Origin of the sequence: Kitasatospora sp. NPDC018058 (genome assembly GCF_044327205.1) — a bacterium.
In the GTDB taxonomy this organism is placed as follows: domain Bacteria; phylum Actinomycetota; class Actinomycetes; order Streptomycetales; family Streptomycetaceae; genus Kitasatospora.
Genome location: NZ_JBIRFA010000004.1, coordinates 116,483 through 132,030, shown reverse-complemented (window position 1 = coordinate 132,030; position 15,548 = coordinate 116,483). Strand labels below are relative to the sequence as shown.

General features: G+C 76.5%; 11 protein-coding genes. 10 read left to right on the top strand and 1 reads right to left on the bottom strand.

Annotation, left to right across the window (positions count from 1 at the left end):
* Positions 1 to 324: 324 nt before the first annotated feature.
* From lanL to ACH4E7_RS07400, 6 genes are all read left to right on the top strand, one after another.
* Positions 325 to 3,369, top strand: coding sequence for a class IV lanthionine synthetase LanL (gene lanL / locus ACH4E7_RS07425; protein WP_396248040.1), 3,045 nt, complete (start codon positions 325 to 327; stop codon positions 3,367 to 3,369).
* Positions 3,366 to 5,357 (top strand): alpha/beta hydrolase family protein, encoded by a 1,992-nt coding sequence (locus ACH4E7_RS07420; RefSeq protein WP_396248039.1) that lies wholly within the window; start codon positions 3,366 to 3,368, stop codon positions 5,355 to 5,357. The genes lanL and ACH4E7_RS07420 overlap by 4 nt, the downstream gene beginning before the upstream one ends.
* A gap of 140 nt (positions 5,358 to 5,497) precedes the next feature.
* Entirely contained in the window at positions 5,498 to 5,641 is a 144-nt protein-coding gene (locus tag ACH4E7_RS07415) for a VenA family class IV lanthipeptide (RefSeq protein WP_157882160.1), read from the top strand.
* Positions 5,642 to 5,765: 124 nt separating this feature from the next.
* Complete coding sequence (locus ACH4E7_RS07410; RefSeq protein WP_396248038.1) at positions 5,766 to 7,421, top strand: ATP-binding cassette domain-containing protein; 1,656 nt, start codon at positions 5,766 to 5,768, stop codon at positions 7,419 to 7,421.
* A gap of 303 nt (positions 7,422 to 7,724) precedes the next feature.
* Positions 7,725 to 9,446, top strand: a complete 1,722-nt coding sequence (locus tag ACH4E7_RS07405; RefSeq protein WP_396248037.1) for an ATP-binding cassette domain-containing protein — start codon at positions 7,725 to 7,727, stop codon at positions 9,444 to 9,446.
* A 165-nt stretch (positions 9,447 to 9,611) separates the two neighbouring features.
* Positions 9,612 to 9,785 carry a hypothetical protein gene (locus tag ACH4E7_RS07400; RefSeq protein ID WP_396248036.1) on the top strand — a complete coding sequence of 58 codons (174 nt, stop codon included), beginning with the start codon at positions 9,612 to 9,614 and terminating at the stop codon, positions 9,783 to 9,785.
* A gap of 86 nt (positions 9,786 to 9,871) precedes the next feature.
* Here ACH4E7_RS07400 and ACH4E7_RS07395 read toward each other — a convergent pair whose 3' ends face one another.
* Entirely contained in the window at positions 9,872 to 10,954 is a 1,083-nt protein-coding gene (locus ACH4E7_RS07395) for an alcohol dehydrogenase catalytic domain-containing protein (protein WP_396248035.1), read from the bottom strand.
* Between the two features lie 288 nt (positions 10,955 to 11,242).
* Between ACH4E7_RS07395 and ACH4E7_RS07390 the strand changes: the two genes are divergently transcribed.
* The 4 genes from ACH4E7_RS07390 to ACH4E7_RS07375 all read left to right on the top strand — a co-directional run bounded on the left by ACH4E7_RS07390 (position 11,243) and on the right by ACH4E7_RS07375 (position 15,495).
* Positions 11,243 to 11,896 carry a class I SAM-dependent methyltransferase gene (locus tag ACH4E7_RS07390; RefSeq protein WP_355673939.1) on the top strand — a complete coding sequence of 218 codons (654 nt, stop codon included), beginning with the start codon at positions 11,243 to 11,245 and terminating at the stop codon, positions 11,894 to 11,896.
* Positions 11,897 to 12,084: 188 nt separating this feature from the next.
* Entirely contained in the window at positions 12,085 to 13,356 is a 1,272-nt protein-coding gene (locus ACH4E7_RS07385; protein WP_396248034.1) for a hypothetical protein, read from the top strand.
* 7 nt (positions 13,357 to 13,363) lie between these two features.
* Entirely contained in the window at positions 13,364 to 14,359 is a 996-nt protein-coding gene (locus ACH4E7_RS07380) for an N-acetylmuramoyl-L-alanine amidase (protein ID WP_396248033.1), read from the top strand.
* Between the two features lie 209 nt (positions 14,360 to 14,568).
* A complete protein-coding gene (locus ACH4E7_RS07375) occupies positions 14,569 to 15,495 on the top strand; it encodes a hypothetical protein (RefSeq protein ID WP_396248032.1) in 927 nt (308 codons plus the stop codon).
* The last annotated feature ends 53 nt before the right edge of the window (positions 15,496 to 15,548 follow it).

Genomic DNA, 15,548 nt, shown 5'->3' with positions numbered 1-15,548 from the left:
GGACGCGGGTGCCGTGGGCGTACGGATGCGCGTCAACCCGGCGCGGAGGCGTGTCAACCTGCGGTGGGGCGCTCGTGCGGGCCCGCACGAGCCGCGCGCACCCGCGCATCGGGCGCTCGCGGCGCACAACAGGACCCTCGCACACATTCGAAACCGCCTGCGGATCACCCTTACGAGTGAAGTGACCGGGTCTGCGTTGAGGCTTCGGTTTTCTCGAAACTAACTTCAGTCCTGCGAACGGGAGTTGCCCCAGTCGCCCCCGGCCCTTGGCGAGCCGGGGGCGAGAAGGGGTCCGCCGGATCAAGTCCTGGTGAGACCGGACCGATGGCGGAACACAGGGATGTGGCGTTCCTGCCTGTCGAGGCGCTCCCGTTCATTCCGAGGAAACCGATCAAGCCGGGCCGTGGTGCCGCGGGTGCCGAGCAGCGGCCCCCGCGGCGGGACGGCCGAGACGAAGGGATGTGGCGGCGAATGAGGGCGGGCACATCGCTGCGTACGGCCGGGGGCCGGGGATCGGCGGGGCGCGGGCCGGGTGCGGCCGGTTCGTGGCCGGAGACGACGCGGGCGGCACTGGCCGGTGCCGGCGGCCGGGGAGGCGACGGCGGCTGGGACGTCACCGTCGGTGGCTTCTGGTGCACGGCCAGGCCGTCCGCGTCATCGCCCTTGCCGGAGCAGGGGTGGAAGCTTCATGTGAGCGCGGCGTCGGTGGTGGGCGGGGAGGTGCTCGCGGCGGTGGTACGGGTGCTCGGCGCGGACCCGTGCAGCTTCAAGTTCGCCGCCGGGGAGGAGCGGCTGCGCGAGCTCAACTCCCGTAACAGCGACCGCGGTTCGGCGGGCAAGTTCATCACCGTCTACCCGGTGGACGACGCCCAGTTCCAGCGGCTGGCGGCCGAACTGGACCGGGTCACGGCCGGGCTGCCGGGCCCCGTGGTGCTCTCCGACCGGCCGTACCGGCCGGGCAGCCGGGTGCACTACCGGTACGGCGCGTTCGCGTCGCGGGCGGAGCTGGGCAACGACGGGGAGTACCGGTCGGTGCTGCGCGGGCCCGCCGGGGAGCGGGCCGAGGACGTGCGCGGCGGGTCGTACCGGGCGCCGGGGTGGGTGCGGGACCCGTTCGCCGCGCCCGCCGCCCCTGCGGGCGCCGTCGCCGCGGGCCGACGGAAGGGCGGGGTGCTGCTGGCCGGGCGGTACGCGGTGACCGCCGCCGTGCGGCACGGCGCCAAGGGCGGCGTGTTCCTCGGGCGGGAGGCGGCCAGCGGCGCGGAGGTCGTGGTCAAGCAGGCCCGCGCCCACATCGAGGTCGACCGCGCCGGGACGGACGCCCGCGACGCGCTGCGGCACGAGGCCGCGCTGCTCGCCCGCCTGGACGGGCAGGAGCTGGCGCCGCGCGCCGTCGAACTGATCGAGCAGGACGACTCCGTCTTCCTGGTACAGGAACGAATCGCCGGACAGCCGCTGGGCGCCTGGGTCGCGGCCCGGCTGCGACGCGACGGCAGCCCGGACGTGGACTGGGCCGAGGCCGAGCCGGTGGTGCACGGGCTGCTCGACCTGGTCGAGCGGGTGCACGCCCAGGGGCTGGTGCTGCGCGACCTCTCCCCCGGCAATGTGATGGTCCGCCCGGACGGCGGCCTGCGGCTGGTCGACCTCGAACTCGCCGCCGAGACCGGCCACCGGGCGGGCTCGGCCGGCACCCCCGGCTACCGCGCTCCGGAACAGGGGCGGCTCGCCCTCGCCGGCTCCTGTGTCGCCGACCCGGCCGTGGACCTGTACGCGCTCGGCGGGCTGCTCTTCCTGCTCGCGACCGGGCACGACCCGCTGCTTCCGGAGGACCTGCCGCAGGCGCGGCCGGTCGCCGAGCGGCTCGGGCGCTGGCTCGCCCTCGCGGCCCGCACGGGTGCGACGGCGCGGCGGCTGGCGCCGCTGGTGCTGGGGCTGCGGGCGGAGGAGCCCGGGCGGCGGTGGGGGGTGGCGCGGGTTCGGGCGGTGCTGGGCGGCACCGCTTCTGCCGGCGTCGCCCCGCTCTGGCAGGCCGCCGCCCGGCAGCACGCGGGCCCCGCGTCCCGGCGCGGCGACGGCCCGACCCTCGACCGCCTGCTGCACGACGGCCTGCGGCACCTCGCCGCCACCGCGACGCCCGGGCGGCCCGACCGGCTCTGGCCCGTCGTCCCCGCCGGGGAGCGGACGGACCCGTGCAACGTGCAGCACGGCGCCGCGGGTGTGCTCGCCGTACTGGCGCGGGCCGCGACGGCCGACGGGCTGCCGGAGGAGGTACGGACGGAGGCCGCGCGCACGGCCCGTACCGCCGCGGACTGGATCGAACGGCGGATCGCGGCCGAGCCGGTGGTACTGCCCGGCCTGCACTTCGGACGGTCGGGGACGGCGTGGGCGCTGCTGGACGCCGCGGGCGCGCTGGGCGACGCCGGGTTGGCGGAGCGGGCGGCCGGGCTCGCCCGGCGGGTCGCCGTCGAGTGGCCCAACCCCGATGTGTGCCACGGCGCGGCGGGCGCCGGGTTCACCCAACTCCGCTTCGCCGCCGAGGGCTTCGGGGCCGATACCTTCGGGGCTGGCATCGGGGCGGGTTTCGGGGAGGACTTCCTCCCCCGGGCCGCCGACTGCGCCCGCACCCTGCTGACCGCCGCACGGCAGGAGTCGTACGGGACGGTCTGGCCGGTGCCGGCGGACTTCGACTCGGCGCTCGCCGGGATCACCCACCTGGGCTTCGCGCACGGCGCGGCGGGCGTGGGCGCTTTCCTCCTCGCCGCCGCCGCAACCATCGAGGACCGGACCCTGCGCGCCGACGCACTCGGCGCCGCCGTCGACGCCGGGCGGACGCTCGCCGCGACCGTACGGTGGGGCGCAGACCGGCGGACCGCCTGGTGGCCGCAGAGCGCGGCCGACCCCGAGCACATCCGGCTCTCCCACTGGTGCAGCGGCTCCTCCGGCGCGGGCAGCTTCCTGCTCCGGCTCTGGCGGGCCACCGGCGACGCCGCCACCCTCGACCTCGCCCGCGCCGCCGGGCGGGCCGTACTGGCCGGGCGTTGGCACAGCGGGGTGAGCGCCTGCCACGGACTGGCCGGCGACGGCGACTACCTGCTGGACCTCGCCGAGGCCACCGACGAGCACGAATTCCGCGACGGCGCCGAGGAGTTGGGCCAGTTGATCGCCACCCGAGCCGCCCTGCGCGACGGCCTGCTGACCCTCCCCGACGAGACCGGCACCGGCTGCGCCACCGCCTACGGCACCGGCACCGCGGGCCCGCTGGCCTTCCTGCTCCGACTGCGCCACGCCGGCCCCCGGCTCTGGCTCGACCCCGCCCCGCCCACCCGGCGCCGAATCCCCTCCGGCGCGGGCGGGGTGAGCGAGGCATGAACGTGGCCACCCGCACCACCACCCAGGCCCTGCGGCGGCTCAGCTTCACCTTCTCCGCCGACGGCAGCCACGCGGCCTGCCTGGCAGCGGCCGCCGACAGCGCCTGGTACGTGGAGAGTTGGCGGCTCCCGACGAACGGTGAGCCGGCCGCGCCGACCCCGCTGCCGCTGTCCGGCAACCGCTCGGAGAGCCTGCGCTCGCAGTTGGTCGCGCTGCCCGACGGCTCGGTGCTGATCTGCCGGCACGACGGCGAGCGGCACGACCTGGTCCGCCTCTCGTACGGCGAGAACGCCGCCTTCGAGCAGCAGTTGGCCTCGCTCCGGATGTCCGGACTGCGCCTGCTGCCGCTCCCGGTGCCGCCCGGCGCCGGTCCGCGCACACCGGTGGCGCTCGCGCTCGGCACCGACACCCGTCCCACGACCACCGCCTGGCTGGTCCGGTCGGACGGCAGCGAGCCCGTGCAGATCACCGAGATCCCCGGCCTGCACGGCGGCGGCACCTGGCTGGACCACGCGGGCACGCTGCTCGCGCTGGACCGGGTGGCCGGGGGGTTGGTCCGCAGCGTGGCGCTGGACCTGCGCAGCGGGACCACCACGCCGCTGCTGGAGATCGGCGAGCGCAGCAACGACCGGCTGGTGCTGTTCGACCCGGACAGTCGCTTCGCGATGGTGCGCAGCGACGCGCCGGGCGTCGACCGGCTCGGCTGGGGCGTGCTGGGCGGCGGCGAGCCGCTACGGTTCCCGGAACGCCTGCACGTCGCGGGCATGTTCCTGCGGCCGGTCGCGCTGCGGCAGGCGACGGACGGCCCCCGGGTCGCGGTGCAGATCGACCACGGCGCCGGGTCGGCGCTCGCCCTGTGGCGGCCCGCCGTCAGCCGGCTGGACCCGCTGCCGGTGCCGCCCGGGCGGCTCGGCGCGGTCGGGCACTGGGGCGAGGCGGGGCTGCGGATCCCGTACTCCTCGCCCGACCACCCGGCGGCGCTGGCCACCCTTGACGTGGACGCCCTGCTGGCGCACGGCCCGGTCCCGGCCGGTCCGGGCCCGATGCCGCTTCCGCTCCAACTCGCGCCGCTGGCCTCGGGGTTGCCCGGCCCGTGGCGGGACACCGTACTGCCCTGGCAGCCCGGCGGGCTGCGCTCCGCCCACACCCCGCCCGCCGGTTGGCGCCTCGACGGCAGCACGCCGCCCGGCGAAGGCGGCCGCTGGCAGCCCGCGCAGAGCCTCGAACTCGCGGGCCCGGCAGGCCCGTTGGAGGCCGTGGTGTACGGCGGGGACTCCTGGCTGAGCAGCCCGCACCTGGTGCTGGCACTGCACGGCGGCCCCGCGGACGCCTGGCGGCTGGAGTTCGACCCGGCGTTGCAGCGGATGGCCGCCGAGGGCCTGGCGGTGGTCGCGCCCAACCAGCGCGGCTCCACCGGCTACGGGGTGCCGCACGCGCTGGCCATCCGGGGCGCCTGGGGCGGGCCCGACCTGGACGACGTGCTGTACCTGTTGGAGGGCATCGCCGGCCAGCGCGCGGCGCTCGGCCTGGAACCGCCCGCACTGTTCGGGGTCAGCTACGGCGCGTTCCTGGCCCTGCTGGCGGCCGCGCACGCGCCGGCCGAGCAGGTCGCCCGCTGCGCGGTGGTGGCCCCGTTCCTGTCCGGTGCCCGACTGCTCGCCGAAGCGGCGCCCCCCGTACGGGCGTTGACCACCCGGCTGGGCGGCGGCGAGCCGATCGCGGACGCCCGTGGCCCGCGTGACGTGCTGCAGCTGGCGCACCGGCTGAGCGCGCCGCTGCTGGTGGTGCACGGCAACCGGGACGAGGTCGTGCCGGTGAGCCAGTCCCGGTCGCTGCGGCACGAGTTGCTGCGGATCGGCCGGGTCGAGGGCGTGGACTTCCGGTACGTCGAGGCGGCCGGCTCCGGGCACGAGGTGCTGGCCGAGGAGGGCGCCGCCGTGCTGCACGAGCTGCTGGCCGCGTTCCTGCGGACCGGCCGACCGGGCTGATCCCGGCTTTCCACAGACTCCCGGGCCCAGTGCGGTCCGGGGCATCACCCCCGGTGCGGCGGATGGAGGCCGCCCGGGGTCAACACCCGACGCCCGCAGGCAGATTGCGGCGGGCGTGACCTCAAGGGGAGGACCCGATCATGGAGAACATGGTGGACTTCGAGACCGACCTCGCGGCGCTGCAGGACCTGCCGGAGACCGAGTCCGTCGAGCTGACCGGCCACGGCAGCGGCTGCCAGTACACCTGTCTCATCCTGACCTGCCTGATCTTCACCAACAGCTGAGCCATCGGCTCGGCCACCGGCCGATCAGGCGGTAGCCGCCGGGTGCCGTCCCCGCCTGTCCGGACAGGCGGGGACGGCACCCGTCTTCTCCCACTGTTTCCGATCCCCCGACGGGAGGCACGACTTGCCCCGCCGCCCCACCGGCTGGACCCTCGCCCTCGGCATCGCCCTGCCGGTCGAGGCCGGCACCACCCTCGCACTGCCCGCCGTGCTCGCCGGGGCCGTCGACGCCGTCCTCGGCCACCGCTCCGGGCCCGGCGCGCTCCTGCTGCTCGCCGGCGTCCTGGGCGCGGCGGCCACCGCCAACGCCACCGCCGCGGCCGCCGGACCGGCCTGCTCCGCCGAGGCCACCACCGCCCTGCGCGGACGCCTGCTCCGCCACCTGCTCGCCCTCGGGCCGGGCGGCCGACTGCACGGCGGGCCGCCGCCCGGCGACCTCTGCGCCCGACTGCTGGGCTCGGCGGGCGACGCGGGCGGCCGGCTGCCCGCCGCCCTCGGCGCCGCCACCGCACTGCTCACCTCGGTCGGCGCGATCGTCGGGCTCGCGGTGCTGTCGCCGTGGCTGGCGCTCGCCTTCTTCGCGGGCGTGGTGCCCGGAGTCCTGCTGATCCGGCTCTTCCTGCGCCAGGCCGGGCCGGTCTTCGCCCGCTACCAGGAGGTGCAGGCCGACATCGCCGCCCGACTCAGCGGCGCCCTCGCAGGGCTGCGCAGCATCCACGCGGCGCGCGCCGAACAGCGCGAGGCCGCCCGGGTGTTGGCGCCGCTGCCGGAACTCTCCGCCGCCGGACACGCGCTCTGGGCGGCCCAGCGACGCACCGCCTGGCAGGCGACCCTGCTGATCGCCCTGATCGAGGTCGCGGTGCTCACCACCGCCGGGGCCCTGCTCGCGGACGGCGCCCTCGCCCCCGGCGCGCTCGCCGCGGCGGCGGGCTGGGCGGCGCTCGGCGCGGGACTGTTCGAGCAGGTCGAGGCGCTGGTCGGGGTCGCCCACGCACGCGCCGGGCAGGCCCGGGTGGACGAACTGCTGGCGCTCGCGCCCGCGCCCGGCGGTACGGCGACGCTCCCGGTCGGCGGGCCCGGGGAGGTCTCGCTCCGGGGCGTGGTGGTGCGTGACGGCGACCGGATACTGCTCGGTCCGCTCGACCTCACCGTCCCCGGCGGCCGTACGGTCGCCCTGGTCGGGCGCTCCGGCTCCGGCAAGTCCCTGCTGGCGGCGCTGCCCGGACGGCTGCGCGACCCCGACGGGGGCACGGTGCTGATCGACGGCGTCCCGGTGAGCAGCCTGTCGGCCGGCGAGCTGCGGCAGGCGGTCGGCTACGCCTTCGCCCGACCCGCACTGGTCGGCCGTACGGTCCGCGACGCGCTGGCCGGCGCCGGACCGGCCGAGGCGGCCGCCGCCCGGGCGGACGACTTCCTGCGGCGACTGCCCCTGGGGTGGGACACCCCGCTGGACGACCTCCGGCTCTCCGGCGGCGAACTGCAACGCCTCGGCCTCGCCCGCCTCCTGGCCCGCCCCACCCGGGTCGTCATCCTCGACGACGCCACCTCGGGCCTGGACCTCGCCACCGAACACCAGGTCACCCGGGCCCTCGAGCACGCCACCCACGGCCGCACCCGCCTGGTCATCGCCCACCGCGCCACCATCGCCGCCCGCGCCGACCTCGTCGCCTGGCTGGACGCCGGCCACCTCCGCGCCCTGGCCCCCCACACCTCTCTCCTGCCCCACCCCGACTACCGCGCGGCCCTGTCGGACACGGCACTGCAGGCAGCGACGGCCTGAGTCTCGGTGCGCCCCTTCCCACGCCGTACGGAAAGTCGGCGACGTCGACTTCCCGTGCCGCTGCGCCTCGCGCGCGGGAGGTCGGCCCGATCGACTTCCCGCGCGAGCCGCCCCCGACGGAGACGGACTCCCATGCAACCCGAGCAGCCCCGCCGCCTCGACTCGCCCCTCGGCCCGCCCCGAACCGCACACGCGCCTGCGCGTCAGCGGGTCGCCGGGGCGCCGGGCGGGCGGCGGAGGCGTCGGCGGGTTTCGGGGTGGGGGTTGTTGTTCCGGCAGTTGGGGAGCACCCGGGGGGCGTTGGTGCGGTTGCTCCTGTGGTCCGGGGTGGAGGCGCTGCCGCCGTTGCTTTCGGGGCTGTTCGTCTCGGCCGCGGTCGACCAGGGGTTCCTGGCCGGGCGGCCGGCGGTCGGGGCGGCCTGGTCGGCGGGGTTCGGGCTGGCGATGGGGGTCCGGGCGTATGCGGCACGGGCCGGGTTCCCGTACCTCGCCGGGGTGGTGGAGCCGCTGCGGGACGCGTTGGTCGAGCGGGTGGTCCGCAGTGCGCTCGCGCGCCCCTCGGCGGATCCGGCCGAGGTCGCCAGGCTCACCGAACAGGTCGAGTCCGCACGGCAGTTGACCGCTACGCTGCTCCGCACCCTGCGCGGGGTGGGGGTCACGCTGGTCGCCGCCCTGATCGGGCTGACGCTGCTGGCGCCCGCCGTCCTGCCACTGGTGCTGCTGCCGCTGCTGGCGGCGGGGCTGTTGTTCGTCCGGCTGCTGCGCCCGATGGTGGCGCGGCGGAGGGCGGTCGTGCTGGCCGAGGAGCGGCTCGCCGCCGACGCCGGACGGACCCTGCACGGGCTGCGCGATGTGCAGGCGACGGGAACCGGGGAGGAGGTCGCCCGCGCGCTGACCGAGGCCGCGCGGCAGAGCGCGGCCGCCTCCCGAGCACTGGGCCGGGCCTCGGCCCTGCGCGCACTCGTCGTGGCACTCGGTGGACGGCTGCCGGTGCCGGCGGTCCTCGCCGCGGCTCCGTGGCTGCTCGCGCACGACGCGCTGACCGCGGGCGAGCTGCTCGGCGTCGCCACCTACCTGCTGCAGCAACTCGATCCGGCCGTAAGGACTTTGGCCGGCACGGTCGGCGGCTGGCTGCTCGACCTCGCCGTGGTGCTGGACCGCCTGGCGACGGTCACGGCCGACGGCAGCCCTTCCGGCGCGGGGACCGCCGAGGGCGGCCGGCGCGATGTCAGCGGGCCGGACCGGCCACCCGGCGTCCGGTTGAGCGCACCGGCCACGGGAGGCGGCCGGGTGTCCGGGACGCAGGTTGCGGGCGTCGGCACGGAAAGCGTCGCCCCCGCCGGGGAGGTGCGCCTGCGCGGCGTCCGGTACGCGCACGGTGTCGGCGCTTCGCCCGTGCTCGACGGGCTCGATGCGACGTTCCTCCCCGGGGAGCACATCGCCGTCGTGGGGCCCAGCGGGACCGGGAAGTCGACCCTGGCGGCGCTCCTCGCCGGGCTGATGGCTCCGGCGGCGGGCACGGTGACGGCGCCGTCGGCCGCCCTGCTGCCGCAGGAGGCGTATGTGTTCCCGGGGTCGGTGCGGGAGAACCTCGTCTGGCTCGCCCCGGCCACCAGCCATGAGCGGCTTGCCGCGGCCGTCCGGCGGCTGGGCGCCGCGGAGTTGGTGGCGCGCCTGGGCGGGGTGGCGGGCGCACTGGGCGATCCGGGTGAACTGTCGGCGGGTGAGCGGCAGTTGATCGCGCTGGTGCGGACGTACCTGTCGCCCGCGCCGCTGGTGGTGCTGGACGAGGCGACCTGTCATCTCGATGCCGCCGCCGAGGAGCGGGTGGAGCGGGCCTTCGCCGCCCGGCCCGGGACCTTGGTGGTGATCGCGCACCGGATCAGTTCGGCGTTGCGGGCGGATCGGGTGCTGCTGCTCGACGGTGGGCGGGGCGTGCTGGCGCGGCACGGGGACCTGCAGGTGCTGTCGCCGCTCTACCGGGAGCTGGTCGGGCACTGGCTCGACGCGGGACGCGCGTCGTGATCTCGATAGGATCTCGTCCGTCCCGGCCGTTATGGTGGCCGGGGCACGGGCCGCGATCACCGGCTGTGGCGCGTACCGAGCGCCCGATCGGGGACCCGACCGTGCGCCGCCGGCGCCGGACGGGCGCCGATGACCTGCACCCTCCGCACGGAAAAGACGATTCTCATGTCCGACACCCTCACCGACACCACCGGAACCGTGGCCAACGGGACCGACGCCGACGAGAAGACGGCCAAGGACACCGCGACGCACGGCCGCCACCGCGGCGCGTCCGCGGCCGACGAAACCTCCCGATCCGACCCGCACGGCCGCCACCGCGCGGCCGGCGCCCAGGCCTGAGCCGGGAAGACGATCCAGGGGGAACAACGACGAGGGCCCGCCGGGGAACACCCGGCGGGCCCTCGCGCGACGGCGGCGAGGCGTCGTCAGCCCAGCGAGACCACCGTCCGCAGCGCCTCGCCGCTGCGCATCTGGGCGATCGCCTCGTTCACGTCCGCCAGCCCGACCCGGTGCGTGATCATCCCGTCGAGGTCGATCCGCCCGGCCCGCCACAGCTCCACGACCAGCCCGATGGTGCGCGCCACCGGCGCCCCGCCGTACAGCGAGGGCAGCAGGCGCTTCTCGTTGAAGAACAGCTCCCCCATGCTGAACTGCGCGCGGTCGTCCTGCGCTCCCGCACCGATGACGACCACCGCGCCGCCGCGTCGGGCCGCGTCGTAGCCGGCCCGGACGGTGGCCGAGCGGCCGACCGCCTCGAAGACGTAGTCGAAGCCGCCGCCCGGCAGGCCCTTGGCGAAGGCCTTCAGCTCGTCGGGGGCGATCGCCTCGGTGGCGCCGAAGGCGAGGGCCCGTTCGCGGCGCGAGACCACCGGGTCGACGACGGTGATCCGGGCGGCGCCGCAGACCCGGGCGCCCTGGACGGTGGCCACGCCGACCCCGCCCGCGCCGATCACCGCGACCGAGGAGCCGGGCTCGACCTCGGCGGTGTTGACGGCGGCGCCGATTCCCGTGGTGACCCCGCAGCCGATCAGCGCCGCGGCCTCGTACGGCAGGTCGGACGGCACCTTGATCACGGCGTCGGCGCTGACCACCACCTCCTCGGCGAAGGCCCCGGTGCCGTAGAAGCCGGAGGCCTCCGTGCCGTCGTCCGCCAACCGGAAGCCGGGTGCGCCGAGCCGCCGCAGGCTGGCGATGCAGAGGTGGCCGCGGCCGTGCTCGCAGTGGGCGCAACGGCCGCAGGGAGCCATCCAGCAGAGCACCACGCGGTCCCCGGGCGCGACGCCGGTGACGCCCTCCCCGACCTCCACGACCTCCCCGGCGCCCTCGTGCCCGGGGACGAACGGCGCGGGCTGCGGCAGGACGCCGCTCATCGCGGAGAGGTCCGAGTGGCAGAGGCTGGCGGCGCGCATCCGGACCCGTACGGTGCCCGGCCCGAAGCCGACCGCCGTCACGTCCTCGCGGACGTCGAGGGTGTCCTGGCCGGTCTTGTGCAGGACGGCTGCGCGCATGGGGCTGCTCCCGGTGTGCGTGGATCGACGGTCGGGCCGATTCTGGCACGGGCGACGCGGGGCGGGTAGAACACGTTCCAGGACGGGGCGCAGCCGCCGGACGCGCGCACGACGTCGCCACTCACCGGCACGATCCCGGCCGTGCCCACACCCGTGCCCGCCGACATATCCGCCACCGCGGTGGCCCCGGTCCACGGCTCGCAAGCCGATCCTGCCGCGGCCGCCCCGGCTACCGTCGAGTAGGGTCCGAGCACGTCCGCCCGCCGTACCGAACCCGAGGAGCACCGCATGTCCGACCTGCTGGAGAGCGCCCGCCCGGCGCCCGAGGTGCTGGCGGCGTTCGAGGCGGCCACCGGGTTCATGCCGGTGGACGAGGGCCTCGCGCTGTACGCGGCGGCCGTGGCGGCGGCCCGGCGGACCGGGCTGCCGGTGCTGGAGATCGGCACCTACTGCGGCCGCTCGGCGATCCTGCTGGCCGCGGCGGCCCGCGAGACCGGGACGGTCGCGCTGACCGTGGACCACCACCGTGGCTCGGAGGAGCAGCAGCCCGGCTGGGAGTACCACGACACGAGCCTGGTGGACCCGGAGGTCGGGCGGATGGACACCCTGCCCCGCTTCCGCCGCACCCTGCACGCCGCCGGGCTGGAGGACCACGTGGTCGCGCTGGTCGGCCGCTCCCCGCAGATCGCCGCCCTGTGGGGCCGCCCGCTGGGCCTGGTGTTCATCGACGGCGGGCACACCGATGAGCACGCCACCGGCGACTACGAGGGTTGGGCGCCGCACCTGGCGCCGGAGGGTCTGCTGGTGGTGCACGACGTGTTCCCGGACCCGGCGGACGGCGGCCAGGCCCCGTACCGGGTGTACCTGCGGGCACTGGCCGAGGGCTTCGAGGAGGTCTCGGTGACCGGCTCGCTGCGCGTCCTGCGCCGCGCCGCCGCCTGAGCGGATCACCCCCACAGCCCCGCACGGATGCTCTAACGTCGTGCCGGGGCTGTCGGCCGCGGGTTCGAACGGTACGGTGTCCGCGCAGCACCAGGCGGCTGCACCGGGCGACACAGGGCAGCGCCAGGCAGCAGCACGAGGCAACAGCACCAGGCAGAGCATCGGCGGACGGTGGGAGCCAGCGGCACATGACGGACCAGCAGAACACCGCTCCGGCGGTCTGGGACCCGACCGCGCGCGGCGGCGCGGGCGGCTGGGTCCGCAACCCGCAGCGGCAGGACGCCGAGCCCGCGCCCCCCGTGCAAGGCGCACAGCCCGCCGCACCCGCCCCCGGCGCACAACCGCCGAAGCCCGGCCCGGTCGCGCCGCCCCCCTCCCCGGGCGCCGTCGGCGACCAGGGCCCGCCGCTGGGCGCCCGCCCGTACCTGGCCACCGCGCCCGGCTTCGGCCCGCCCGTCCCCGGCTTCGGCCCGCCCCCGGCCGACACGGCACCGGCCCAGGGCCCCGGGGCGCCCACCGCCGCCTTCCCCACCGTCGCCCCGCCGCCGCCCGCCGCCGCGCCGTTCCCCTCCCACGCGACCCCGCAGACCCGCGGCCCGCAGGGAGCGCCGACGACCCCCGGTCCCGGCTACGTCTACCCGCCGCCGCCCCCGGCCGCCGCACCGGCGCAGCCCCCGTACGGGGCCCAGCCGGACTACCCGACCCACTACCCGGTCGACGACGAGGACGACCGGTCGCACCCGGGCAAGGGCAAGGCCCCGCTGCTGATCGGCTTCGCGCTGCTCCTGGTGCTGGCGGTCGGCGGCGGCCTGCTGTACGCGAGCCAGGGCGGCGACGACAAGAGCGGCCAGGCCGCGCCCGCCCCGACGGCCGCCGGCGGGACCGGCTCCGGCAACCCGCAGCCCGCCCCGGCACCCACCGGTACCGACGCCGCGCCGAGCACCGCCCCGACCACCCCGGCCGGCGGGACCCCGTCCCCGTCCGCGACCGGTCCGGGCCCAGGCGCCCAGGCCCAGGCGCAGGCGCTGGACGGTCTGCTCAGCGAGGGCGAGAACGCCAGGGCCCCGATAGGCAGCGCCGTCGCCAAGGTGAGCAGCTGCCCGTCCAAGGCCGATATCGAGAGCGCCGCCCAGGACTTCGACAACGGCGCGAAGCAGCGCGACGCGCTGCTGACCAAGCTCGCCAAGCTGAGCGTCACCGATGTGCCGGGCGGCGCGGACGCGGTGAACTCGCTGAAGTCCGCCTGGCAGCTGTCCGCCGACATCGACCGGGCGTACGCGAGCTGGGCACGCGCCGTCGCCAAGCAGGGCTGCTCCGGCCGGGCCCAGAGCACCGCGGACAAGACCCACGCGGACCAGCTCAACCCGCAGGCGACCCAGGCGAAGACCGACTTCATGACCAAGTGGAACCCGATCGCGAGCAGCTACGGCCTCACCGCGCGGACCCAGGACAGGATCTGACCCACCCGTGACCGGCTCCACCTCCCGACCGCCCCGCCGCCGCTCCGCCCTGCTGCGCGCCACCACGGTGGTGGCCGCGGTCGTCCCGCTCTGCACGGCCGGCTGGTTGGGCTGGCGGGCCCTGGACGACTCCGGCCCGGCGGGCGCCACGGCCGCGCCGCCCGGCGCCGTCCAGTCCACCACCCAGGCCCCGGCCACCCCCGAGGCCCCGCCGACCGGCGGCACGCCCACCGGAACACCCGCGGCGACCGGAACGCCGTCCGGAACGCCGTCCGAAACTCCGTCCGGAACGCCGACCGGGACCCCCACCGCGGCCCCCGGGGGCACCGCCGACCTCGCCGGCCGCACCGTCGTGCTGGACCCCGGCCACAACCCCGGCAACTTCGCCCACCCCACCGAGATCAACCGCCAGGTGGACATCGGCAACTCCCGCAAGGAGTGCGACACCACCGGCACCGAGACCGACTCCGGCTACACCGAGGCCGACTACACCCTGGACGTCTCCCGCCGGGCCCGCGCCCTGCTGACCGCCCGGGGCGCCAAGGTGGTGTTGGTGCAGGACGGCGACCGTGCCTGGGGCCCGTGCATCGACGAGCGGGCCAAGGTGGGCGCCGACGCGCACGCCGACGTCGCGGTCTCGGTGCACGGCGACGGCGGCCCGGCGAGCGGCAGCGGCTTCCACGTGATCATGCCCGCCAAGGTGGTCGCCGGTAAGGCGGACAACTCGGCGATCGTCGAACCCTCGCACCGGCTCGGTCTGCTGCTGCGCCAGCACTTCCACGACGCGACCGACGAGCCCTACGCCGACTACATCGCCGACGAGGGCCTGGACACCCGCTCCGACCTGGGGGGTCTCAACCTCTCCACGGTCCCCAAGGTGTTCATCGAGTGCGGTAACATGCGCAACTCCGTGGACGCCAGGCGGATGACGGACCCTCAGTGGCGCCAACAGGCCGCCCAGGGGATCGTCGACGCGCTGACCGCCTTCCTGACCGCGCACTGAGCAGGCCCGGCAAGGGAGTTGGGACGGGCGGGCCCGGCGGACGACACTCCGACCGGCCCGCACGGTTTGCAACGACTTCGCCCCGTTCCCGGTCCCGCCGTGCACCGGCAGGACGGTTGGGCCTAGGCTTCTGGTCCGTTCGGGAGTTTCGGCCGGTCAGCCCGACCGCAAGAATCACCGTCCACGACACGTCAACGAGGGGAACGTAAGTGAATCTGCGCGCTCTCACCAGGGGAGACGCCGCCGTCGCAGGCGGAGCCGTCCTGCTCTTCATCGCCTCCTTCCTGCCCTACCTGTCCGCGGACTGCAGCGGCCGGTTCTGTGCGGACGCCTCAAAGAACGCGTGGAGCACGGACCTGTTCCCGATCCTGCCCTCGATCTTCCTGCTCGGCATCGTCGCCGCCGTGCTGATCCTGGTGCAGCGGTTCCAGGGCCAGGCCGCGGCCAACCGCCAGGTGCTCGGCCTGCGGCTGGACCAGTGGGGCATCGCCTTCGCCGTCGCGGCGCTGTGGACCTCGGTCTGGTCGCTGGGCGCCAGCCCCTACGGCCCCAGCGTCGGCCACGGCTTCGGTGCCTGGCTCGGCGTCATCTCGCTGATCGTGCTGGCCGGTGCGGCCGCCGCGGGCCCGCTGGTGCCCGCGCTGAAGGCCCCGCTGGTCACCGACCGCCCGGCCGTCCCGTACCAGGGCGGCTACCCGATGCCGGGTCAGCCCGGTCACCCGGGTGCCCCCGGTCAGCCCGGCCAGTACGGCTACCCGGCCCAGGGCCACGACCCGGCCTTCGCCGCCCAGCCGGCCGGTGGCTACGGCTACCCGGGTGCCGGTCAGCCGCAGCCGGGCCAGCCCGGTCAGCCGGTGCCCGGCCAGCCGCAGGACGCCGGTGTCCCGGCCCCGCAGCCGACCCCGGCCGCCCAGCAGCCGGCCGCCCCGGCGGCGGACTTCCAGCCGTTCTGGTTCGCCGTCCCGGCCCCGCGCCAGCTGGCCCCGAAGGACAACCCGGCCGGCGCCCCGGTCGGCGAGGTCGTGCCGGGCACCTGGTACCTGGCCGTCGAGCAGCGCGGTGCCGCGCTGGTCGCGCAGCTGCCGGACGGCACCCACGGTGTGCTGAGCGACACCTCGGGCATCCAGCGCGGCTGACGCCCACCACACGGAAGGGGCGGGACCGGATCACCGGTCCCGCCCCTTCCGTA